The sequence below is a fragment of the Sphingomonas qilianensis genome (assembly GCF_039614825.1).
GTDB classification, from domain to species: Bacteria; Pseudomonadota; Alphaproteobacteria; order Sphingomonadales; family Sphingomonadaceae; genus Sphingomonas; species Sphingomonas qilianensis.
Genome location: NZ_JBDIMF010000007.1, coordinates 166,930 through 189,023 on the forward strand (window position 1 = coordinate 166,930; position 22,094 = coordinate 189,023).

Annotated in this window: 17 protein-coding genes, 1 tRNA gene and 2 pseudogenes; 9 read left to right on the top strand and 11 right to left on the bottom strand. The window is 64.8% G+C overall.

What is annotated here, in order from left to right; genetic code table 11:
- Positions 1-18 precede the first annotated feature (18 nt).
- Both ABC969_RS15385 and ABC969_RS15390 read left to right on the top strand, forming a co-directional pair.
- A complete protein-coding gene (locus ABC969_RS15385) occupies positions 19-1,023 on the top strand; it encodes an alpha-ketoacid dehydrogenase subunit beta (protein WP_345866093.1) in 1,005 nt (334 codons plus the stop codon).
- On the top strand, positions 1,023-2,393 hold the full coding sequence (locus ABC969_RS15390) for a dihydrolipoamide acetyltransferase family protein (protein WP_345866033.1): 1,371 nt from the start codon (positions 1,023-1,025) through the stop codon (positions 2,391-2,393). The genes ABC969_RS15385 and ABC969_RS15390 overlap by 1 nt, the downstream gene beginning before the upstream one ends.
- Here the strand turns inward: ABC969_RS15390 and ABC969_RS15395 are convergent, their stop codons facing one another.
- From ABC969_RS15395 to ABC969_RS15415, 5 genes are all read right to left on the bottom strand, one after another.
- Positions 2,394-3,590: an acetyl-CoA C-acyltransferase gene (locus tag ABC969_RS15395; RefSeq protein ID WP_345866034.1), complete on the bottom strand. Its 1,197-nt coding sequence runs from the start codon at positions 3,588-3,590 to the stop codon at positions 2,394-2,396. It lies immediately after the preceding gene.
- Between the two features lie 65 nt (positions 3,591-3,655).
- Positions 3,656-4,525 carry a class I SAM-dependent rRNA methyltransferase gene (locus ABC969_RS15400; RefSeq protein WP_345866035.1) on the bottom strand — a complete coding sequence of 290 codons (870 nt, stop codon included), beginning with the start codon at positions 4,523-4,525 and terminating at the stop codon, positions 3,656-3,658.
- Between the two features lie 8 nt (positions 4,526-4,533).
- Positions 4,534-5,934, bottom strand: coding sequence for a threonine synthase (gene thrC / locus ABC969_RS15405; RefSeq protein ID WP_345866036.1), 1,401 nt, complete (start codon positions 5,932-5,934; stop codon positions 4,534-4,536).
- A gap of 143 nt (positions 5,935-6,077) precedes the next feature.
- Positions 6,078-6,719 carry an LON peptidase substrate-binding domain-containing protein gene (locus ABC969_RS15410; RefSeq protein WP_345866037.1) on the bottom strand — a complete coding sequence of 214 codons (642 nt, stop codon included), beginning with the start codon at positions 6,717-6,719 and terminating at the stop codon, positions 6,078-6,080.
- The gene (locus ABC969_RS15415) at positions 6,716-7,627 is read right to left on the bottom strand and encodes a tetratricopeptide repeat protein (RefSeq protein WP_345866038.1); all 912 of its coding nucleotides are present in this window, start codon (positions 7,625-7,627) and stop codon (positions 6,716-6,718) included. The genes ABC969_RS15410 and ABC969_RS15415 overlap by 4 nt, the downstream gene beginning before the upstream one ends.
- Positions 7,628-7,795: 168 nt before the next feature.
- Here ABC969_RS15415 and ABC969_RS15420 point away from each other — a divergent pair.
- Positions 7,796-7,870 (top strand) — tRNA-Gly (locus ABC969_RS15420).
- Positions 7,871-8,438: 568 nt separating this feature from the next.
- Here the strand turns inward: ABC969_RS15420 and ABC969_RS15425 are convergent.
- On the bottom strand, positions 8,439-9,674 hold the full coding sequence (locus ABC969_RS15425; RefSeq protein WP_345866039.1) for an NAD(P)/FAD-dependent oxidoreductase: 1,236 nt from the start codon (positions 9,672-9,674) through the stop codon (positions 8,439-8,441).
- A 248-nt stretch (positions 9,675-9,922) separates the two neighbouring features.
- Here ABC969_RS15425 and ABC969_RS15430 point away from each other — a divergent pair.
- The 3 genes and pseudogenes from ABC969_RS15430 to ABC969_RS15440 form a co-directional block, all read left to right on the top strand.
- Positions 9,923-10,411, top strand: a pseudogene (locus ABC969_RS15430) (SDR family NAD(P)-dependent oxidoreductase); the annotation flags it as partial.
- Positions 10,408-11,586, top strand: a complete 1,179-nt coding sequence (locus ABC969_RS15435; protein ID WP_345866040.1) for an acyl-CoA dehydrogenase family protein — start codon at positions 10,408-10,410, stop codon at positions 11,584-11,586. The pseudogene ABC969_RS15430 and the gene ABC969_RS15435, both read left to right, overlap by 4 nt.
- A gap of 102 nt (positions 11,587-11,688) precedes the next feature.
- A complete protein-coding gene (locus ABC969_RS15440; protein ID WP_345866041.1) occupies positions 11,689-12,762 on the top strand; it encodes a phosphotransferase in 1,074 nt (357 codons plus the stop codon).
- Between the two features lie 294 nt (positions 12,763-13,056).
- On the opposite strand, the gene ABC969_RS15445 is transcribed toward ABC969_RS15440, so the two are convergent.
- Positions 13,057-14,532, bottom strand: coding sequence for an efflux transporter outer membrane subunit (locus ABC969_RS15445; protein WP_345866042.1), 1,476 nt, complete (start codon positions 14,530-14,532; stop codon positions 13,057-13,059).
- Positions 14,525-17,011, bottom strand: a pseudogene (locus ABC969_RS15450) (efflux RND transporter permease subunit); the annotation flags it as partial. The pseudogene ABC969_RS15450 and the gene ABC969_RS15445, both read right to left, overlap by 8 nt.
- Positions 17,012-17,035: 24 nt before the next feature.
- Between ABC969_RS15450 and ABC969_RS15455 the strand changes: the two are divergent.
- The 3 genes from ABC969_RS15455 (at position 17,036) to ABC969_RS15465 (ending at position 19,467) form a co-directional block, all read left to right on the top strand.
- Positions 17,036-17,593 (top strand): TetR/AcrR family transcriptional regulator, encoded by a 558-nt coding sequence (locus ABC969_RS15455; protein ID WP_345866043.1) that lies wholly within the window; start codon positions 17,036-17,038, stop codon positions 17,591-17,593.
- Positions 17,594-17,817: 224 nt separating this feature from the next.
- On the top strand, positions 17,818-18,606 hold the full coding sequence (locus ABC969_RS15460) for a DUF1206 domain-containing protein (RefSeq protein ID WP_345866044.1): 789 nt from the start codon (positions 17,818-17,820) through the stop codon (positions 18,604-18,606).
- A gap of 63 nt (positions 18,607-18,669) precedes the next feature.
- A complete protein-coding gene (locus ABC969_RS15465; RefSeq protein WP_345866045.1) occupies positions 18,670-19,467 on the top strand; it encodes a DUF72 domain-containing protein in 798 nt (265 codons plus the stop codon).
- An 87-nt stretch (positions 19,468-19,554) separates the two neighbouring features.
- On the opposite strand, the gene ABC969_RS15470 is transcribed toward ABC969_RS15465, so the two are convergent.
- The 3 genes from ABC969_RS15470 to hemC all read right to left on the bottom strand — a co-directional run bounded on the left by ABC969_RS15470 (position 19,555) and on the right by hemC (position 22,026).
- Entirely contained in the window at positions 19,555-20,370 is an 816-nt protein-coding gene (locus ABC969_RS15470; protein WP_345866046.1) for a hypothetical protein, read from the bottom strand.
- Between the two features lie 85 nt (positions 20,371-20,455).
- On the bottom strand, positions 20,456-21,115 hold the full coding sequence (locus ABC969_RS15475) for a uroporphyrinogen-III synthase (RefSeq protein ID WP_345866047.1): 660 nt from the start codon (positions 21,113-21,115) through the stop codon (positions 20,456-20,458).
- The gene (gene hemC, locus ABC969_RS15480) at positions 21,112-22,026 is read right to left on the bottom strand and encodes a hydroxymethylbilane synthase (protein ID WP_345866048.1); all 915 of its coding nucleotides are present in this window, start codon (positions 22,024-22,026) and stop codon (positions 21,112-21,114) included. The genes ABC969_RS15475 and hemC overlap by 4 nt, the downstream gene beginning before the upstream one ends.
- Positions 22,027-22,094 lie beyond the last annotated feature (68 nt).

Sequence of the window (22,094 nt, forward strand, 5' to 3'; positions counted from 1 at the left end):
GGCGAGCCTACCACCCGCATGAACATGATCCAGGCGATCAATTCCGCCATGGACATCATGCTGGAGCGCGATCCCGACGTCATCGTGTTCGGCGAGGACGTCGGCTATTTCGGCGGCGTGTTCCGCGCCACCGCCGGGCTGCAGGCCAAGCACGGCAAGACTCGCGTGTTCGATACGCCGATCACCGAGATCGGTATCATCGGCGTGGCGGTCGGCATGGGCGCGTACGGCCTTCGCCCGGTGCCTGAGATCCAGTTTGCCGATTATATCTATCCCGCGCTTGATCAGGTCGTGTCGGAAGCGGCGCGGCTGCGCTATCGCTCCGCAGGCGAATTCACCTCCCCGATCACGGTGCGCTCGCCCTTTGGCGGCGGCATTTTCGGCGGGCAGACGCACAGCCAGAGCCCGGAAGGCATCTTCACGCATATCTCGGGCATCAAGACAGTGATCCCCTCGACGCCCTATGACGCCAAGGGACTGTTGATCGCCGCGATCGAGGATAACGATCCAACGATCTTCTTCGAGCCCAAGCGCATCTATAACGGCCCGTTCGATGGCCATTGGGACAAGCCGGCACAGAATTGGTCGAAGCATCCCGCGGGGGAAGTGCCGACCGGTTATTACAAGATCGAACTGGGCAAGGCGAAGATCGTCCGCCCGGGCGAGGCGCTGACCATTCTGGCGTACGGCACGATGGTGCATGTCGCCGCCGCGGTGATCGCGGAGACCGGCGTGGATGCCGAGATCATCGATCTGCGTACGTTGGTGCCGCTCGACGTCGAGACGATCGAAGCGTCGGTGAAGAAAACCGGGCGCTGCATGATCGTGCACGAAGCGACGCGCACCAGCGGCTTCGGCGCCGAGCTGTCGGCGATCGTGCAGGAACGCTGCTTCTACCATCTCGAAGCCCCGATCGAACGCGTTACCGGCTTCGACACGCCCTATCCGCACAGCCTGGAATGGGCCTATTTCCCCGGGCCCGTCCGCATCGGCGAAGCGCTCAAGAAAGTCATGAGGACGTAATGGCACGCTTTACCTTCAAGCTTCCTGATATCGGCGAAGGCATTTCCGAGGCGGAGGTCGTCGCCTGGCACGTCGCCGTGGGTGATCGCATCGAGGAAGATCAGCCGATCGCCGACATGATGACCGACAAGGCCACGGTCGAGATGGAATCGCCGGTGTCGGGGATCGTCGTCGAACTGGCGGGCGAGATCGGCGATCAGGTGTCGATCGGCGCCGCTTTGGTGGTGATCGAGACCGATGCCGCAGAATTTTCCGCCGAGGAAGCGCCGGCCTTGCGCATCGATCCCCCGGCAGAGCTCAAGGTGGCGCCGGCGAGCGCCGAGCAGGCCGAAGTGGCGGAGCAATATGAGGCGGAGAATCCGGGGGTTGAGGAGGCGATACTTTCTCCCTCTCCCTCTCCCCTCCGAGGAGAGGGTCGGGGAGAGGGGCAGCCACCAGCGCCGTCGCCCGATACTGCCCCGCTCCCCAGGCCTCTCCCCGCAAGGGGGAGGGAGCTGAAGGCCCTCGCGTCCCCCGCGGTGCGCGCGCGCGCGGCCGATCTGGGCATCGACCTCGCCAACGTCAAAACCGAGTCGGATCGCATCCGCCACGCCGATCTTGACGCCTATCTGCGCTACGGCCAGGGCCAGGGTTATCAGCCCCCGCACGCCAGCAACGCCCGCGCCGATACGCCGATCAAGGTAATCGGCATGCGCCGCCGCATCGCCGAGAATATGGCGGCATCAAAGCGCGCGATCCCGCATTTCACCTATGTCGACGAGATCGACGTCACCGCGCTCGAGGACATGCGCGCCGATCTCAACGCCAATCGTGGGCGGCGCCCAAAGCTCACCATGCTGCCGCTGATGATCGTTGCGATCTGCAAGGCTATTCCCGCCTTCCCGATGATCAACGCGCGGTATGACGATGAGGCGGGCGTGGTCACGCGGCACGGCGCGGTGCATCTCGGCATGGCCACGCAAACCGATGCCGGGCTGATGGTGCCGGTGATCCGCGATGCGCAGGATCGCAATGTCTGGCAGCTCGCCAGCGAGATCGGCCGGCTGGCCGAGGCGGCGCGCAGCGGCAAGGCGAGCAGCGCCGAACTCAGCGGCTCCACGCTGACCATCACCTCGCTGGGGCCGCTGGGCGGGATTGCCACCACCCCGGTGATCAACCGCCCGGAGGTGGCGATCATCGGGCCCAACAAGATCGTCGAACGCCCGGTGTTTGCCAAAAATGCCTTGGGGGGCGACGAGATTCGGCGCGCGAAGCTGATGAACCTGTCGATCTCGTGCGATCACCGGGTGGTGGATGGCTTCGATGCGGCAAGCTTCGTGCAGGAGCTGAAAAAATATCTGGAGACGCCGGTCCTGCTGTTTGCGGACTGATCAGACGATTTCGAAAAGGCCGGCGGCGCCCATGCCGCCGGCAGTACACATCGATACGACGACATAGCGTACGCCGCGCTTGCGCCCCTCGATCAGCGCGTGGCCGACTAGGCGGCTACCGGTCATCCCAAACGGATGGCCGATGGCGATCGCGCCGCCATTGACGTTGTACCTCTCCGGATCGATGCCCAGCGTGTCGCGGCAATACAGGCATTGCGAGGCGAACGCTTCGTTGAGCTCCCACAACCCGATATCGGCCACCGACAGTCCGGCGCGGCCGAGCAATTTGGGAATGGCGAAGACCGGGCCGATGCCCATTTCGTCGGGGGCGCAGCCTGCTGCCTGAAAGCCGCGATAAATGCCGAGGATTGGCTTTCCCTCGGCTTCGGCGGTTGCTCGGTCCATCACAATTTGCGCGGAGGCGCCGTCGGAGAGTTGGCTGGCATTGCCTGCGGTGATGCTCGTGCCCGGGCCACTAAAGTCGCCGCCCGGCCACACCGTCTTCAGCGCGGCCAGCCCCTCAGCAGTGGTGCCGTCCCGGATGCCCTCGTCCTGCGCCAGGGTGACCGTCTCGCTGCCGGTACGGTTGCCCTGCTTGTCGAACAGCGCTTTTTCGACCGTGATCGGCGCGATTTCTTCGACAAAGGCGCCCGCGGCGAGCCCGGCGACCGCGCGCTGCTGACTTTGCGCGCCATAGGCATCCTGCGCTTCCCGGCTGATATTGTAGCGCTGCGCCACGATCTCGGCGGTTTCGATCATCGGGATATATGCGGCGGGTTCGCGCGCGATAACCGATTGGTTGACGTAGCGCGGCGCATCCTTGGTGACGGTCAGGCTGATCGACTCCATCCCCCCGGCCAGCGCCACGTCCATTTCGTCGCAGATGATCGAGCGCGCGGCGAGCGCCACCGCGGTCAGCCCCGAGCCGCATTTGCGATCGAGCGTGAAGGCCGGCACGCTCTCGGGCAAGCCGGCGGCGAACACCGCCATGCGCCCGGCATTACCGCCTTGCGTGCCATATTGCCCGCCCACGCCCCAGAACACTTCATCGAGCCGCTGGGGATCGATCCCCGCGCGTTCCACGGCGGCGTTTATCACATGCGCGGCAAGCACCGGCGCTTCGGTGGCGTTGAACGCGCCGCGATACGCCTTGCCGATCGGGGTACGCGCCGTGGCGATGATGGCGGCTTCACGCATGACTTGCCTTTCGAGCTATCGGTATGGCGATAGCTTAAGGCCCGCAGCGCACATTGGAAAGCCGGTTATTGGCGCCAGCGTGCCCAGATGGCGGTGGGGAGCAGCAGTCCGCGTGCTTCCTCGCGCACGGCGAGTTCGCCCGCCTCGACCGTGCCGCCCAGATCGCCCAATGCCTGGCGCAGCAATTCGCCGATCGCCAGCGCCGACATGCGGACTGCATAGACGGTGAGAAACAGGAAGCGCGATTCGGCATCGAGCAACTGCCGGCAATCGGCAATCAGCCCGGGCAGGCCCTCTTCCAGCTTCCACACTTCGCCATCGGGGCCACGGCCATATTTGGGCGGATCGAGCAGGATGCCGTCATACCGCCGCCCGCGGCGCACTTCGCGCGCGACGAACTTGGTGGCGTCGTCGGTCATCCAGCGGATCGGCCGATCGGCCATGCCCGATAGCAGCGCATTGGCGCGCGCCGCCTCGACCGATTTCTTAGAGGCATCGACATGCACCATCTTCACGCCCTGTCCCGCCATGGCCAGCGTGCCGACGCCGGTATAGCCGAACAGGTTCATGCACTCTGCGTCGCTCTTGTCGGCAACCTGCGCGCGCATCCAGCTCCACACCGGCGCCATGTCGGGGAAGAAGCCGAGATGGCGGAACGGCGTGTTATTCGCGGTGAACGTCACGTCGTCCCACTTTAGCGGCCAGCCGTCGCGCGGCACGGGCTGGTTGAATTCCCACCGCCCGCCGCCTTCTTCGTCGGAGCCGGGCAGGAACTCGCCATGCGCTTTCCAATCGGCGGACGCGGGGGCCCATAATGCCTGCGCCTCGGGCCGGATGAAGCGGAAGCGGCCATAGCGTTCGAGTTTGCGGCCGTGCCCCGAATCGATCAGCCCATAATCGGGCCAGGGTTCGCCGATCAGTGTCGTGAGGTTCATCGCGCGGCTCAGGCGGAGGGGACGGCACGCTCGGCGATATACGCCGTCACGGCCTCAAACGAGCCGGGCAGGCTGGCATAACGTTCCTCGCGATCGAACAGATCGCCGATCCGCGCCGGCACCGTTGGGCGGGCGCCGGTCGCGCGTTCCACCGCATCGCGGAACTTGGCCGGATGCGCGGTGGCGAGCGTGACAATCGGCACGTCCCCCAGATCGGCGCGGCGCGCGGCGCTGAGCGCGATCGCCGTATGCGGGTCGATCACCTGTCCGCAGCCATCGCTGGCCCAGCGCATCGCCAGCGCCATATCGTCGAGGTCGATCCGTTCGCTGTGCAGCAACGGCGCCGCGCCGCTCAGCTGCGCGTTGGTCAGCCGCATCGCCTTGGTCGTCTCGAAGCCCTGCATCTGCGCCGCCAGCGCCCGCCCGTCACGCCCGCCGAGATCGAACAGCAGTCGCTCGAAATTGCTCGACACCTGAATGTCCATCGATGGCGAAGGCGTGGGCACGACCGTGCCTTGCGAATAATCGCCCTGCGAGAGCGCGCGGTGCAGGATGTCGTTGACGTTGGTGGCGACGATCAGCTTGGCCACCGGCAGCCCCATCTTGGCCGCGACATAGCCGGCGAACACATCGCCGAAATTGCCTGTCGGCACTGAGAAGGCGACCGGGCGCTCCGGCGCGCCGAGCCGCACCGCAGCGTAGAAATAATAGACGATCTGCGCCATCAGCCGCGCCCAGTTGATCGAATTGACCGCCGACAGCGCGAATTTGCCGCTGAAATCGGGCGAATTGAACATCGCCTTCACGAGGGCCTGGCAATCGTCGAAGCTGGCATCTTCGAGCGCGATGTTGTGGATGTTGGGGGCGAGCACGGTGGTCATCTGCCGGCGCTGCACGTCGGAAACGCGGCCCTTGGGGTGGAGCATGAACACATCCACCCCGGCGCGCCCGGCCAGCGCATCGATCGCTGCCGATCCGGTATCGCCCGAGGTCGCGCCGACCACGGTGAGCTGCTTGTCACTCCCGGTGAGAAAACGCTCGAACAGCAGCCCGAGCAGTTGCAGCGCGACATCCTTGAACGCGAGCGTGGGGCCGTGAAACAGTTCGAGCAGCCAGTGCGTGCCATCGAGCTGCACCAACGGCGTCACCGCGGCATGGCTGAAGCGGCCATAAGCCTGTTCGCAAAGCTCTTTGAGCTCGTCGCGGCTGAGCGTGCCCTCGACAAACGGCAACATCACCTCGACCGCAGTATCGAGATAGGACAGACCCCGCAGCGCGGCGATCTGCTCGGGCGACAGCGTCGGCCAGGATTCGGGCAGATACAGCCCGCCATCGCTGGCGAGACCGGTCAGCGTGACCGCTTTGAAGTCGAGGACGGGCGCGGTGCCGCGGGTGCTGATATAGCGCATATGCTAGGCGACTAGCGGGCGGGCGGCGTGGGGGCAACCGCTTCGGCGGCCGGTCACCAGCGACGAGGCTGGTTGCTTAGCGCCGCGCCGAGCCCATCAGTCCCGCACGACCGAGCGAGGTGACGATCGATCGCGCGCTGCGCTTACTGCAGCGTCACCGATTCGTCTCCGTCATGGCGGCCGAAGAATTGCATCAGCTGGATGATCAGCTCAGCGCGGTCCTCGATCCCAGCCGCCTCCAGCAACGCCTGCTTTGCGGCCACGTCAAACGGGGCGATCTGCGCAATGCCGTTGACCAACGCCTCATCGTCGAGCCGCGTCACCGCTTCCCAATCGACGGCATAGCCTTGCGCCTCGGCAAAGCGGCGCGATTCCATTTCCAGCGACGAGCGACGCGATAGCGATAGCGTATCGTCTTCAGCCGACACTGGCAGCAGTTCCGCCTCGACTTGGCGAAACGCGGTGCTGACATCGAGTTCGCGCACGATGCGGAACAGCGACTGGCCCTCAAGCATGAGATTGTAGCGCCCGTCGTCGAGCATCTCGAATTCGGTAATCTTGCCGACGCAGCCGATATCGAACAGGGGCGGCGGCTCGTTCGGCGCATAGGCGCCGGGGCGCGGCTGGATCATGCCGATGCGTCGATCGCGCGCCATCGCGTCGCTCATCATCGCGCGATAGCGTGGCTCGAACAGATGCAGCGGAAGATGCATCCCCGGAAACAGCAAGGCGCCGGGCAGGGGGAAGACGGAGAGCCGCGTTGTCTGTCTGGCGGGTTTGATCATCCGAACAGGATCGCGGAAAGCTTGCGGCGCTGCGCCGAGACCCACGGATCTTCGAGCCCGACGACTTCGAACAGCTTGAGCAATTGGGTGCGCGCCGCGCCCTCGTTCCAGCCCCGGTCGGCAGCGATGATCGTCAGCAGCGATTCCGCAGCGGCATCGCGGTCACCCGCGGCCATCTGCCCGCCGGCCAGCTCGAAGCGTTTGGCATGATCGTCGGGATGCGCTGCCACGTCTGCTGCCAGCCCCGACAGATCATCGACTGGGCGGGCATCCTTGGCCAAGGTCAGCGCCGCCTTGGCACGATCCAGCTCGGGCAGGGTGGCCGTTTCCGTGTCGAGCGCGGCAAGATGCGCATCTGCTTCGTCCAACTGGCCCGCGGCAACCAGCGCGCGGATCATCCCCGCGTGCACCGCCGGGTGCGCCGGGGCGAGCTCCGCCACTTGGCGAAAGATGCCGATCGCCCGTTCTGCATCGCCCTCGGCCAGCACTTCCTCGCCCATGGCGATCAACGGCTCTAATTCTGCCTCAAGGTCGGCCGCTTCGCTGGGAATGGGCAATTTGGCGAGGATCTGATCGAGCATTGTCTTCAAGGCCGATTCGGTCCGCGCCGGGGTCAGATCGGCGACCAGCTGGCCTTGGAACATCGCATAAACGGTGGGGATCGATTTGATCTGGAATTGGCTGGCGATGAACTGATTCTTGTCGGTATCCACCTTGGCCAGCACCACGCCCTTGTCGGCATAAGCGGCGCACACTTTCTCGAGGAGGGGGGTCAGCGCTTTGCACGGCCCGCACCATTCCGCCCAGAAATCGATGATAACGAGGCTCGACATCGACGGTTCGACGACGTCGCGACGAAAGTCCTCGACCGCTTCGCGTTCCGCTGCGCTCAATCCCAAACTTGCCAAGGTCGACTCCGTGCTTTCGTGTGTCTGCCTTATGTGGGCGCTCGAGCGCTGACGCCAAGCCTTTTCGCGGATATCGCGAACGGGGCTTGCCGGATGCGAATACCGCTGTTAGAGGCCGCCACCTTACCCCGCCCCCTCCGGTCTCCGGCAGGGGCGATAGGCGCCAGAGCGGGCGTAGCTCAGGGGTAGAGCACAACCTTGCCAAGGTTGGGGTCGAGGGTTCGAATCCCTTCGCCCGCTCCAGCGACTCCGCGGTTTCCGCGAGTCGCGCTAGCGCGACCGTCGCTGGTAATTATATTGATGTCGATTGCGGGCCGAGGGTGCGCCGTGGCGTTTACGGCTGACGTGCCCCGCGGCATCTTGCGCTAACTCGGGCGGGCATTGTCCACCATAATCGCGCTGGAAAATCAGTGTGTTGCTGCCGTCGAATTAATGGCATGTGCGACAGAAATGAAGATTATTGCTGAGCGCGTGGAGCGTGCCGGGTCGTGCATTAGCGGGCGACTGGCCTGACGTCGCGCATCTGATTGATGTGACCATCCCCATCCCCATCAGCGCATCGGTTGGTCCATTGAGGTCGCTCACGGCGACTCGGCCATCCGCCGCATGGGGCCGGTGAAGCATTATCACGCCTGGCTCGCGCCAGCTGGGATTATCAAGGGATCGGTGTTTCGCCGCCTGACATCACCTGAGGTAACGACAGGAACTTCATTGGTCACCGGGAGGGCTGACGATGGCACTTCGCGTCAAAGACCCTGAAGTCGAGCGAGCTTCGGCAGACGGCGGGTTGCGCTACTTACGCTCCTTCGATTTACGCCAAGGATTTTAGCGGTATCGTCGTATCCGCCAGCTTTTCTGCTGCCACGACTGCTGCCGTCGTAACGAGTGAGCGGCCATGGACATAATCCTTGACCATGTTGACGCAGTCTAGGGCGATGACGTGGCTGTCGCGCAGATAGAGGATAGAAAAGGCGCGTGTAGCAGGGTCACCGCGCGTGACGATCTGGTTGTGACCGGTCGAGAGGCCGATGGTTTGCAGTTTGAGGTCGTATTGGTTTGACCAGAACCACGGGACTGCAGTGTAAGGTTCGAGAACACCTGTCAGCGCCTTTGCCACCGTAGTGGCTTGGTCGTTCGCATTTTGCACAGATTCCAGTCGGATCAGTGCACCATCGGCGAAAGCGTTGCGATGGGCCGCGCAATCTCCAATCGCAAAAATGTCGGCAAGCGTCGTTTGGCAAAACTCATCGACGTTCACGCCATTGCCACCGTCAGCCCCCGCTGCAAGCAGTGGTTCGACCGCTGGAACAATGCCAATACCGACGATCACCATCTCGCATGGCAGGATCTCTCCACTTTGTAGCCGAACGCCGCAGGCGGCGCCGTCCCGTCCCTCTATGCATTCGACCGTCGCACCAAGGCGGATATCGACGCCATGGGAGCGATGCTCAGCCTCGTAGAAGCGCGAGAGGGGCTCGCCGGCGACACGGGCGAGCACGCGATCCTGCGCCTCAAGCACGGTCACCGATTTGCCGAGCTTGGTCAGAACGGCAGCGGCCTCAAGGCCGATATAGCCACCACCGATGACTACGACGCGGCGCACGGCATCGAGTTCCTTCACCATCCGGTCGACATCCGCGCGCGTCCGCACGCCATGAACACCGACGAGGTCCTGGCCTGCACAGGTCAGTCGGCGAGGGTGCCCGCCCGTTGCCCAGATCAGCGAACCATATGAGACGGTGGTGCCGTTCTGTAACGTGACGATATGCCCCGTCGGATCGACGTGCGTCACTCGCTGACCCAGGTGGAGGTCGATTTTGCGGTCCGACCAGAAAGCCCTTGGACGGATCAGGATGCGCTCAAAGGGCTTTTCCAGTGCCAAATATTCTTTGCTGAGCGGGGGGCGTTCGTAGGGGGGATCGCTTTCTTCCCCAATAATGGCGATTGTACCTGCAAAATCGCGTTGACGTAGCGACACCGCGGCCTGCGCACCGGCATGACCGCCGCCGACGATGACGACGTCATAATGACCATGGGCAAGTGACATGTTCAATTACTCGAGAAGATCGACAAGGGAAGTAGGGGATAGCTCGGACAACCAAAAGGTGCCGGCGGCATTCATGTGATTGAGCCAATGGTGCTCCGTTCCCGGCCCATCGCGCATCTCAATCAGATCGATAAGTTTGCCATGCGACCTCAATCCGAAGCGTGTGAGCTTGTCCAACGTATCGTCCCGCCCCTGCGTAAGCTTCAGTGCCAAGGCAAGATGCCGTTCGACGAGCCCCTGCAGGGCATAAGGTCATCGACCGTGACGGCAACCCCCTTCCACTCGCCTCGTTTTCGACGATCGTAACGATCAACCTTATCGGCACGTTCAACGTTCTCTCAAAATTCGCTGCAGCGCTTCATCAAGCCGACCCGGTTGGCGAGGAGCGTGGCATTGTCATCAATACCGCATCGGTTGCCGCTTACGACGGGCAGATCGGCCAGGCGGCCTATGCCGCGTCGAAGGGCGGCGTCGTCGGCATGACCTTGCCGATCGCGCGCGAGCTGGCGCGTTACGGCATTCGCGTCATGACGATCGCGCCCGGCATCTTCTGGACTCCGTTGCTCGCGACGCTGCCCCAGGAGGCGCAGGACAGCCTAGGTGCCCAGGTGCCCTTCCCTGCGCGGCTGGGGATGCCGGATGAATATGCGCAACTGGTTGAAGCGATCGTGACGAACCCCATGCTGAATGGCGAGACGATCCGCATCGACGGCGCTATTCGCATGGCACCACGATGAGTGACAGGTCCTCTGCACCGACGCAGCGATCGGGCGAGATCGGGGCGCGGGTCGAAAGCTTCGTCCGCGAGATCGTGATACCCTATGAGCACGATCCTCGACGCGACACCCATGGTCCAAGCGACGCCCTCGTCCGCGAACTCCGGACCAAGGCCCGTGAGGCCGGCGTGCTCACGCCGCATATCCTTGCCGACGGTAACCACCTCGACCAGCGGGAGACCGCCTATGTACTGCGCCAATCAGGGCTGTCGCCGCTGGGGCCGATCGCGGTAAATACGGCTGCCCCGGATGAGGGCAATATGTACCTGCTCGGCAAGGTTGGCAGCGATGAGCAGAAACGTCGCTTTCTCGAGCCGATAGTTCGAGGCGAAGCCCGCTCGGCATTCTTCATGACCGAGCCGGCCGAGGATGGCGGCGCGGGGTCCGATCCATCAATGATGCAGACGACCGCAGTGCTCGACGGCAATCATTGGGTAGTCAACGGCCGCAAGGCCTTCATTACCGGCGCCGCAGGCGCGCAGGTCGGCATTGTCATGGCCAGATCCAACGATGGCGCCTGCATGTTTCTTGTCGATCTGCCGGATCCCGCGATCACCATCGAACGCGTGCTGGATACGATCGACTCCTCGATGCCCGGCGGACACGCAGTTATCAGCATTGATAACCTCCGCGTGCCGTCTGACCAAATGCTCGGGCATAGCGGCGAGGGGTTTAAGTACGCGCAGGTGCGCCTTGCCCCCGCGCGCCTGTCGCACTGCATGCGCTGGCTCGGGGCCTGCATCCGGGCGAATGAGATCGCGACCGACTATGCCTGCCGCCGCCAGGCGTTCGGCAAGCCACTGGTGGATCATGAAGGCGTCGGATTCATGCTTGCCGAAAACCTCATCGATCTGAAGCAGTCCGAGCTGATGATCGACTGGTGCGCGGCGGTGCTCGACACCGGTGCGCCGGGCGGCAGCGAGAGCTCCATGACGAAGGTGGCGGTTTCCGAAGCCCTGATGCGGGTCGCCGATCGCTGCGTTCAGACGATGGGCGGGACCGGCGTTACCGGCGACACGATAGTTGAACAGGTGTTTCGCGAGATCCGGGCCTTCCGCATCTACGACGGCCCCACCGAGGTTCACAAATGGAGCCTGGCAAAAAAGATCAAGCGCGACTGGAAGGGGCAGCCGTGACCTACACGTACATCACCGTTGGACGGAAAGATCGTTTAACGATGATCACGATCAACCAGCCCGGAGCGCACCACGCATCGACCACTGCAGCACATCGGAATCATGACAGGCGCCGCTGATCACACAACGAATGCAGGGACAACTGCCGTTCGCGAGGCGCACCGCTTCGACGAGGGGGCGCTGTCCGCATGGATGCTAGCGAACATCGACGGCTTTGGCGGCCCGTTGCGGGTCGAGCAATTCAAAGGCGGTCAATCGAATCCCACCTATCGGCTTTCCACCAAAGCACAAAATTACGTTCTGCGCCGCAAGCCGCCTGGTGTGCTTGTAAAGGGTGCGCACGATGTCCTGCGCGAGGCGCACGTGCTATCCGCACTTGCGGCCACGTCCGTTCCGGTCGCCCCCATTTACGGCATATGTGCTGACGAATCGGTTATCGGCACGCCGTTTTTTATCATGTCGCTCGTCGAGGGGAGGATCTTTTGGGACGCGACGTTCCCCGACGTGGAGAAAGGCGAGCGCCCGAGCTATTTCAACGCGATGAACGCGACGCTCGCGGCGCTTCACACCGTCGATTACGACGCGATCGGGCTTGGTGATTACGGGCGTCCGGGTAATTATTTCGCGCGGCAGATTGCGCGCTGGTCCAAACAATATCTCGAGGACGCAGACGCTGGCCGCGATCCGGATATGGACGCTCTCGTCGAATGGCTGCCTGGTAATATTCCGGCCGGCGACGAAACCAGTATCGTGCATGGCGATTTTCGCTGCGACAACATGATCTTTCACCCGACCGAGCCGCGGATCCTCGCCGTGCTCGATTGGGAGCTGTCCACGCTGGGACACCCGCTCGCCGATTTTGCCTATCATGCCATCATGTACCGAATGCCGCCCGACATCGTCGCCGGGCTGGGGGGAATGGACATCGCCTCGCTCGGCATACCGAGCGAACAGGCATATGTGGCTGCCTATTGTGCTCGAACGGGTCGCACCGGCATGCCAGACTACACCTTTTACATCGCGTTCAATTTCTTCCGGCTTGCCGCGATCTTCCATGGGATCAAGGGTCGGGTGATCCGCGGAACCGCCGCGTCAAGCCATGCTCGTGAGCGCGCCGCAAGCTTTCCCCGCCTCGCCCGGCTTGCCCGGGAAGCCATGGCGGCCTGCCCGCGCTAACGCGCCTCAGGCCAGACGTTCCTCTTGGACGCCCGGCTGCCGGAGGCTCCGGACCATATCGCAAGAATGTCGTTGCGTGGTGAGAATGCGTCGCGCTCGTCGATGGCGACGCGTGCGCTCGCAGCGCTCACCCCCGAGCGCCGCTTGATATTGCAGACGAGGACCTGAGGCGCATCTCGCGCCCCGTTCTTCCGGGTGCGCGACTTGAAGTGCTGCGGCCCATCCCGTCCTTGATGGCGCCGACGACGTGCTCGCCGCCGATGTCCGAAAGGGCATGGGGCCGGCGCGCCTCACTCATTGGGGCGTGCTTGCCGCCACGCCCGGTGGGGCCGTCACCCGTTCCTGCAGCCCGCCGCCCAGCGCGACGTATAGCGACACTGCGTTCTGCAGTTGCGCGGCGCGCAGCGCCAGCAGCTGCTGCCTGGCGGCGAACAGGCTGCGCTCGGCGTCGAGCACTTCGAGATAGATCGAAATGCCATTGTCGTAGCGCAGCCGCGCGGTGCGCGCCAAGCGCGCCTGCGCTGCCACCGCGCGTTCCTGCGCGGCAAGCTGCTCGGCATAACGCTGCCGGCCCACCAGCGCGTCGGATACTTCGCGGAACGCCTCCTGCACGGTGCGCTGATAGGCCGCAGTCAGTTCATCGGCGACCGCGCGACTGACTTGCACCTGCGCCTCGCGCCGCCCCCAATCGAAGATCGGCAGGTTGAGTGCGCCGCCGAACGACCAGCTCTGGCTGTCCCCCTGCACCAGATTGCCCAGTACCGGCGATGCGAAGCCGAGGCTGCCGGTCAGCGAGATATTGGGGAAGAATGCCGCACGCGCCGCGCCGATATCGGCATTGGCGGCGCGCAATTGATATTCGGCAGCGATGATGTCGGGACGGTTGGCCAGCAATTGCGACGGCAAGCCCGCGTCGATCGCCGCGAACTGGCCGGCATCGGCGAGCGGGCGACCGGCGGGCAGGTCGCCAGCGATCGGACCGCCGGTTAGCACCGCCAGCAGGTTGCGCGACTGATCGGTGGTCCGCCGCAATTCGGCGATCTCGGTCTCGGCCTGGGTCAGCAGCAATGCCGCCTGATCGAGATCGACGTTCGATGTCACCCCCGCATCGGCGCGGCGCGTCGCGATCCGCAGCCCCTCGCGCCGCGCCTCGAGCGTCTGCGCGGCGAGCGCGATTCTTTCCTCGCCCGAGCGGATCGCGATATAGGTTGCCGCCACCTGGCTGACGAGCGAGAGGCGAAAGGTGCGCTCGGCCTCCACCGTGGCCAGGAAACGCGCGCGCGCCGCATCGGACAGGTTGCGCAGCCGCCCCCAGAAATCGATCTCGAAGGACGATACCGCCACGCCGACATTATATTGGGTGAATTCGATCGCGCTCGGCTGTTCGCCACCGCCACCGCCGAGTGAATCGCCAAAGCCGAGCGAGTTGAGCGGGTTGCGTGTTCGCGTTCCGCCTGCGCTGCCGTTCAGCTGCGGCAAGCGATCGGCTTCGGTGATGCGATATCGGGCGCGTGCCTGCTCGATCCGTGCGACCGACTGCGCCAGATCGCGATTGTTCGCCAGCGCCGCGGCGATGTGCGCCTGCAGCCGCGGGTCCCCGAAGAATTCGCGCCAGCCGATCTCAGTGGCGAGCCGCTGGCCTTCGGGGCGCTGCACGAAGTTCTGCGACACCGTCGACGGCGGCTGGCGATATTCGGGGGCGAAGTTGCACGATGCAAGCGACCCTGCAGTGGCGAGCATCGCGAACATGCGGAGGTGCGGCTTATGCATGGACGGGCTCTCCGGCGGGGGGATCGCGGCGCTCGGCGGCGCGATCGCGCTCCTCCTGCTCGTAATCCTCGGCCTCGTGATTGTTGCCGCGGCTCAGCCATTTGCGCGCCGCGATGTAAAAGACCGGGGTGAAAAAGATGCCGAACGCGGTGGCGACGATCATGCCGCCCATCACACCGGTGCCCACCGCCTGCCGGCTCGCCGCCCCCGCGCCGCTCGCGATCACCAGCGGCACCATGCCCAGGATGAAGGCAAGGCTGGTCATCAGGATCGGGCGCTGCCGTTGCCGCGCTGCTTCCACGGTGGCCTCGACCACGCCCTTGCCGCCGCGTTCGTCGTCGATCGCGAATTCCACGATCAGGATCGCGTTCTTGGCGGCCAGGCCGATGATCGTGATGAGCCCGACGTTGAAATACACGTCGGCCGAAAAGCCGCGCAGCATCGTGAAGACGACCGCACCGAGCACCCCGAACGGCACCACCAGCAGCACTGCCAGCGGGATCGGCCAGCTTTCGTACAGCGCCGCCAGCAACAGGAACACGATGACCATCGAAAGCCCGAGCAACAGCCCGATCTGCCCGCCCGCCTGCTTTTCCTCAAAGGCGATGCCGGTCCATTCATAGGCCATGTCGCCTGTCATCACTTCATCGGCGATGCGTTCCATCTCGGTGAGTGCTGCGCCGCTCGAGACGCCAGGCGCGGCCTGGCCCGACACGGTGGCCGAGACATAGCCGTTATAACGTTCGAGTTGCTGGGGCCCTGCCGTCCAGCGCGTGGTGGTGAAGGCCGAGAACGGCACCATTTCGCCAGCGGTGTTGCGCACGCGCAAATTGGCGACGTCGTCGGCGGTCATGCGGTTCGCCGCCTCCGACTGGATATAGACACGCAGCACATTGCCGTCACGAACGAAGTCGTTGGCATAGGCCGAACCGAAGCTGATCGAGAGCGTGGCGTTTACGTCGGCGATTGACAGCCCCAGCGCGCGCGCCTGGATCCGATCGATATCGACGTAAAGCTGCGGACCGTTGCCCTGCCCCTCGGGCCGGACGCCGGCAAGCAACGGGCTCTGCGCGGCGGCGGCAAGGATCTGGCCCTGCGCGGCATTCAAAGCCTCGCGGTCACCCGATCGGTTTTCCAGCTTCAGCGAAAAGCCGGTGGCGTTGCCCAGCGCCTGGATCGGCGGCGGGTTGAGCGCGAAGATCATCGCTTCGGGGATGCTCTGCGCAAAGCCGATTGTCTTGCCAACCAGCGTAGCCGAGCTGTTTTCAACCCCGGGCCGTTCACCCCATGGCGTCAGGTTGACGAACGACAGCCCCGCGGTCTGCCCCTGGCCGAAGAAGTTGAAGCCGCGGATCGACACCACGTCCTTGACTTGTGGTTGCTGGCGCAGAAACGCCTCGGTCTTGTCGATCGCCGCGCTGGTGCGCTTGAGCGTCGCCCCGGGCGCTGCGTCGTAGTTGACGAAGACATAGCCCTGGTCCTCAGCTGGCAGGAACCCGCCGGGCAAGCGCACAAACAGCAAGGCCGCGACGACGCAAACGACCGCGAACACCGCCAGCCAGCGCACCGGCCGCGATACCATCGAACTCACCCCGCCGGCATAGCGGCGTGTGGTGCGGCCGAAGCGTTCGTTGAACCAGTTGAAGAAGCGCTGCGGCCAGCCGCGCCATCCGGCGCGCGGCTCGGGAACATGGCCAGCTTCGTGACGATGCTGCTTGAGCAACGTGGCGCACAGCGCGGGGGTGAGCGTTAGCGCGAGCACGGCCGAGAAGAAGATCGATACTGCCAGCGTCACCGAGAATTGACGATAAATGCCGCCGGTGGAGCCGGGGAAGAACGCCATTGGGATGAACACTGCCACCAGCACCAGCGTGATGCCGATGATCGCGCCGGTGATCTGCCCCATCGCCTTCACCGTGGCGCGGCGCGGGTTCAGCCCCTCTTCGGCCATGATCCGCTCGACATTCTCGACCACCACGATCGCATCATCGACCAGGATGCCGATTGCCACGACCATGCCGAATAACGACAGCGTGTTGATCGAAAAACCGAACAGCCACAGGCCAAGGCACGCGCCCAGCAGCGCGATCGGGACGACCAGCGCGGGGATCAGCGTCGCGCGCCAGTTCTGCAGGAACAGAAACATGACGAGGAAGACGAGTATCATCGCCTCGACCAGCGTATGGATGACGCTGTCGATCGATGCGTTGACGAACGGCGTGGTGTCGAAGGGCGTCTGCCAAGCGATGTCGGGCGGGAATGAGCGCTCGAGTTCGGTTAGCCGGGTACGCACGGCTTCGGCGGTGGCGACCGCGTTGGCGCCGTTGCCCAGCGAGATCGCCATGCCCGCGATATCCTTGCCGTTGAGCGTCGCGCGAAAGGCGTAGCTGTCGGCGCCGAGCTCCACGCGCGCCACATCGCCCAGCCGGATCGTCGACCCGTCGGGGTTCGACCGCAGGATGATCTGGCGGAACTGCTCGAGCAGGGCTATGCCGCCGCGGGCATGGATCAGATCGCGGCCGCGGTCGGGGTTTCGAAGCTCACCATCTATCGCCGCTTTCCCAACAAGGAGGCGTTGCTGATCGCGGTGGTCGACCATTATATCGGGCAACTGACCGCCACTATCGACGCCGCTTGCCGTTATGGGCTGTCCGCGTTGGATGAGCTGAGGGAGACGACCAGGACGTTGTTCAACGCCTCGCTGGAGCAGGAATCGATACTGTTCGGGCGTCTGCTGATCGGCGAATCCATTCACAACGAAACGCTAAGTTTGCGCTTTGGCGACTGGGAAGCCACGGCGCGTGCGCCGGTTCTGGCGCGGATGGTCACAGCGCAGCAGGCCGGCGAGGTCATTGATGGCGATCCCGGCCTGTTGACCTCGATTTTGTGCGAGCTGGTCGATGGTCTGGCTCGGCGTCGCCGCCAAGGTTTAAAGGACGCGCTCTCGGCCGATCCGGAGACGTTTTTCGAGGAGCGGTGGAATTTCTTTCAGACAACCGCTTCGACCTCGTCGTTATGGAGGCTCGGCAGCGTTGATCCGCACGTCGCAAGGCTGTCGTAAGGCGTGGCCGAAGGTCGCAGCGAGGTCCCGATTATCGATTGTGCAGTTTGGCTGAAGTCTTTTGTCAACAAGGCCTAGAGTTCCCGCAGGCGACAGGGCGACAGGGCGAGAGCGCCGGAGCGGCGTTTTCTTTGTCCGGGCGACATGCCGATGGGCCAGATCGAGCTGTCGATGGGAACGGAATTGGCCCGGAGGTCGTTGCTGGCGGCCAAGGGGATATGATCATGAACGCCAACGCACGGCTGACCACGCTTACCCGCATCGGATTCGCCACGCGCGGACTCCTCTATCTCGTCATCGCCTTTCTCGTCATTCGCGCCGGCCGCGCCGAAGATGCGAGCGGTGCGCTGCAATATGTCGGGGATGGGGCGGGCCGGGTGCTGCTCGTCGTCATGGCGGTCGGGCTGTGCGCGTATGGCATCTGGCGGCTGGCCGACGCGGCGTTCGATATCGAACGCCACGGCACTGATCGCAAAGGCATGATGGAGCGACTGGGCGCCGCTGTGAGTGGTGTGGTGCATCTAGTGCTTGCTTGGCAGGCGGTGCGCCTGATCCGCGGGCTGGGGTCGGCTGGTGATGGCACGCAGACGGGCACGCAGGCGGCGCTCGAGTTGCCCGGAGGCGGCATCATCGTGATGCTCGGCGGGGTGGTGCTGATCGCCGTGGGATTGGTGCAGTTGGTCAAGGCGGCGAAGGGAAGCTTTCTGCGCTACCTCGAGCCGCGGATCGCGCGTCAGGCATGGGCGCGGTGGAGCGGCCGCGCCGGATATGCCGCGCGCGGCGTGGTGTTCATGATCAGCGGCTATCTGTTGCTCAAAGCCGGGTTCAATGAACAGGCGAGCCAGGCGGGTGGCATGGCGCAGGCGCTTTCCTGGCTGACCAGCCCGGCGGACATCGTGATCGCGGTCGGCCTGCTCGGCTTTGGCGTGTTCAGCCTGATCGAGGCGCGGTTCCGCACCCTGCACGACGTGCCGGTCGGTGATATTGCGCGGCATGCGACGGGTCGTGGATAGTAACGCACCGGCTGCGCTACGAACCCCCGCGACGCTCCCGGATGCGCGCGCTAAGCTGATCGCATGAGCAAACATCCGATTCGCGTCGGCATCGGCGGCTGGACCTATGAACCGTGGCGCGGGGTGTTCTTTCCCGAAGGATTGCCGCACAAAAAGGAGCTGGAGTTCGCTTCCCATGCGATGACCGCGATCGAGGTCAACGGCACGTATTACAGCACGCAGAAACCGGCGACTTTCGCCACCTGGGCCAAGACCGCCCCCGATGGCTTCGTCTTCGCGCTGAAGGCGTCGCGGTATACCACCAATCGCAAGGTGCTGGCAGAAGCCGGCGAATCGATCGAGCGCTTCCTGGGACAGGGCATTGTCGAGTTGGGCGACAAACTCGGCCCGATCCTGTGGCAGTTCATGGCAACGAAGACGTTCGACGCGGATGATTTCGGCGCGTTTCTGAAATTGCTGCCCGGCAAGCAGGATGGCATCGCGCTGCGCCATGCCATTCACGTGCGGCACGAAAGCTTTGCCGTGCCCGAATTCGTCGCGCTGTGCCGAGCGGCTGGCGTGGCGATCGTGTACGCCGATTCGGCCGAGTACCCGGCGATCGCCGACGTTACCGGCGATCTTGTCTATGCGCGGCTGGAAAGCGCAGCGGAGGAGGTCGGCACCGGCTATAACGACACGCAACTCGATCGGTGGGCTGAGGCCGCGCAGCTCTGGGCAGCGGGCGGGGCGCCAGACGGATTGCCATATGTCGAGGCAAGCGAGCCGACCAAGACCGGTCGCGATACCTTCGTGTTCTTCATCAACGGCGCCAAGGTGCGCGCCCCGGCGGGCGCGATGGCGCTGATCGAGCGGCTGAAGTAGATTTTCGCGCAACGACGCGAAAACGTAATCGCTTTGTCTGCGTCCTTCGCGGCTCGCGAACAATCTTCTTAGCGTCTTAGCGCGACATCAGGCGGCGGGCGGCATCGTGCCTGGGATATCGGTGGGGTTGGCCTGGCCGGTGATCGCCGCCGCCTCGATCGTGTCGAGCGCTTGCCGAGCACCAATGTAGCGCCGCGCCGCGGTGGTCCAGCGCACCGCTTGCGGCGCTCCCGGCATGCGCGCGACTTCGGCCAGCGCGGCTTCGACCTTGCCGACTTCGAGCATCTGCCGGGCGCGCGTGAGGCGATCAATCGGCAGCGGCGAGGGGGTGTCGGCGCGGTGGATGACGATCAGATTGCTCAGTTCGCGGCGCAGGCTGCCCAGCCAGCCGTTGCTGGCCTGGCCAGTCACCAGTTCAGGCGCAATACCATCGAGCCCGGCGCGCAGTTCGGCCACCGTGACCGGTTCGCGCGCCGCCTGCAGGATCGCGGCGACGGCGCGCGGTTGCGTGGCAGCAAAACGGCTGCGCAACTGATCCTCGACGTAACCAAGCCCTAGGCCGCGATCGAGCGCGCGGCGCGCGGCGAACGCGACCAGCATGTTTTCCGATCGTATGGCGTAACCGGAGGCGGCCTGCGCCGCGCTGCCGATGCGCGCGGTGCGTTGTTCCAGCTCGCCCAGGCGGGCGGCCAGTTCCGTTTCGCGTGATGACAAGGCGTTGAGATCGATCATCGGCGCGGGCGTGGGCGGCGTGCCGCTCGCCGGCACCACGACGACCGGCACCTGACCCTTGGCAACGACCGGCGCATTGGCGGAAAGACCGACCCAGCGCGATTGATAGTGTAGCAGCAGCCCCATCGCCACCAGGCCAGCGATGAAGGCCAGCGTGGCGGCGATCGCCATACTGCGATATCGCGACCGGGAAGGGGCTGGCTGGGGTGCCGTGAAATCGTTCATGCCGGTCTTATCCGCGCGTGCGACGGGGCGGTCAATCGGCCAGCGTGATCGCGGCGGCAATCAGCGCAGCGTCGTCGGGCGCGCGCGCCACAATGGCCGCGTCCCAGCCCGACCCGGCGGCATCGCGCACCGCCGGGCTGAGCGCAGCGATACGAAGGCGTGCCCGGTCCGTAATCAACTCGGCTAGCCGCCGCGCCGCGCGCGCCGAATGAAGCAGCGCGACGCTGCCCTCCAGTTGCGCGCGCTGCGTGGGCAGGATCGGCAGCGTCTCGCTGGCATAAACGGCGATTGTGGCGGTGAGGAGCGCGCTGTCGGTGCGCGTACGTTCGCGCCCCCCGAGATGCAGCACGCGGGCGATCTGATGTGTCGCAGCATGCTGAAGCAGCGGGGCCACGCCAGTGTCGCCGGTGAGCAGAACGCGAAACCCGGCGGCGCGCGCTGCGGCCGCGGTCGCCTGCCCGACCGCCAGCACGGGGAGTGCACGAAGCGTGGTAAGTGCCGCGCCGCCGTGGCGCAGCGTATTGGCGCTGGTCAGCAACAGTGCGTCATGCGCAGCGGGATTCGGTGGTGTCCAAGCGAGCGGGCGGACGGCGAACAGCGGCAGCGAAAGTGCCTGGCAACCCAGCGCGACAATGCGCGCGGTGGTAGCGGCGTTGCCCGGTTCGGGCCGCAACACCGTCAGTATTCTCATCCAGCAAACAGCGCGAGGATCGCCGGATTGGCACGCTCGAGCAGGTCATGCGCCAATCGCGCTGGCAGCGTGGTATCGCCGACCGGGCCGGTGATAACGCTTGCCACATGATCGCTGCCATCCTCGGCCAGCAATTCCGCCCGCAACGTCAACGTCTCATTCGACAGGCTCGCCCAGGCGGCGACCGGCGAGTGGCAATCGGCTTGCAGCGCGGCGAGCAGGGCGCGTTCCGCGAGCACGCAGGTGCGCGTCTCGAGGTGGTCAATGGCACCGATCAGGGCCATCGCACGCGCATCGTCGGCGCGCGTCTCGATCCCTACCGCGCCCTGCGCCGGCGCGGGCAGCATCGTCTCGATCGGGATCGCGCTGCCGATATCGTGCCGCCCGAGCCGCTCGAGCCCCGCCGCCGCGAGCAATGTGGCATCCACCTCGCCCGCCGCCAATTTGGCCAGCCGGGTATCGACATTGCCGCGGAACAGCACGATCTCGAGGTCCGGCCGCGCGCGCCGCACCTGCGCCGCACGGCGCGGCGAGCTGCTGCCGACCACGCCGTTCGCGCGGATATCAGCCAGTGTTTCGGCGCCGATCAGCCGATCGCGCACATCGGCGCGCGGCAGCATCGCCACGATCGCGATCGCCGCCGGCCGCAGCGTCTCGACATCCTTCATCGAATGCACCGCGCAATCGATCTCGCCTTCCAGCAGCGCGCGATCCAATTCCTTGGTCCACAACGCCTTGCCGCCGATGTCGGCCAGCGCGCGATCCTGCACGCGGTCCCCCGTGGTGCGGATCGGCACGATTTCGACCGCGCCGTCGGACCAGCCATGCGCGGCATAGAGAGCGGCACGCACCATGCTGGCCTGGGCCAGCGCAAGCGGCGATCCGCGGGTGCCGAGACGGAATGGCTGCACGACGAAAACTCCGTTGTGGGCTTGCGCGATGCTGCCCTCCCCTCGGCCATGGCTAGAAGAAGCACGGC

Coding starts and splice junctions, on each gene's coding strand:
- ABC969_RS15445 (WP_345866042.1), bottom strand. CDS start 14,532: ATGCATAAGCCGCACCTCCGCATGTTCGCGATGCTCGCCACTGCAGGG.
- ABC969_RS15475 (WP_345866047.1), bottom strand. CDS start 21,115: ATGAGAATACTGACGGTGTTGCGGCCCGAACCGGGCAACGCCGCTACC.
- ABC969_RS15385 (WP_345866093.1), top strand. CDS start 19: ATGAACATGATCCAGGCGATCAATTCCGCCATGGACATCATGCTGGAG.
- ABC969_RS15455 (WP_345866043.1), top strand. CDS start 17,036: ATGGATCAGATCGCGGCCGCGGTCGGGGTTTCGAAGCTCACCATCTAT.
- ABC969_RS15410 (WP_345866037.1), bottom strand. CDS start 6,719: ATGATCAAACCCGCCAGACAGACAACGCGGCTCTCCGTCTTCCCCCTG.
- ABC969_RS15400 (WP_345866035.1), bottom strand. CDS start 4,525: ATGAACCTCACGACACTGATCGGCGAACCCTGGCCCGATTATGGGCTG.
- thrC (WP_345866036.1), bottom strand. CDS start 5,934: ATGCGCTATATCAGCACCCGCGGCACCGCGCCCGTCCTCGACTTCAAA.
- ABC969_RS15440 (WP_345866041.1), top strand. CDS start 11,689: ATGACAGGCGCCGCTGATCACACAACGAATGCAGGGACAACTGCCGTT.
- ABC969_RS15425 (WP_345866039.1), bottom strand. CDS start 9,674: ATGTCACTTGCCCATGGTCATTATGACGTCGTCATCGTCGGCGGCGGT.
- ABC969_RS15390 (WP_345866033.1), top strand. CDS start 1,023: ATGGCACGCTTTACCTTCAAGCTTCCTGATATCGGCGAAGGCATTTCC.
- ABC969_RS15465 (WP_345866045.1), top strand. CDS start 18,670: ATGAGCAAACATCCGATTCGCGTCGGCATCGGCGGCTGGACCTATGAA.
- ABC969_RS15460 (WP_345866044.1), top strand. CDS start 17,818: ATGAACGCCAACGCACGGCTGACCACGCTTACCCGCATCGGATTCGCC.
- ABC969_RS15395 (WP_345866034.1), bottom strand. CDS start 3,590: ATGCGTGAAGCCGCCATCATCGCCACGGCGCGTACCCCGATCGGCAAG.
- ABC969_RS15435 (WP_345866040.1), top strand. CDS start 10,408: ATGAGTGACAGGTCCTCTGCACCGACGCAGCGATCGGGCGAGATCGGG.
- ABC969_RS15470 (WP_345866046.1), bottom strand. CDS start 20,370: ATGGCGATCGCCGCCACGCTGGCCTTCATCGCTGGCCTGGTGGCGATG.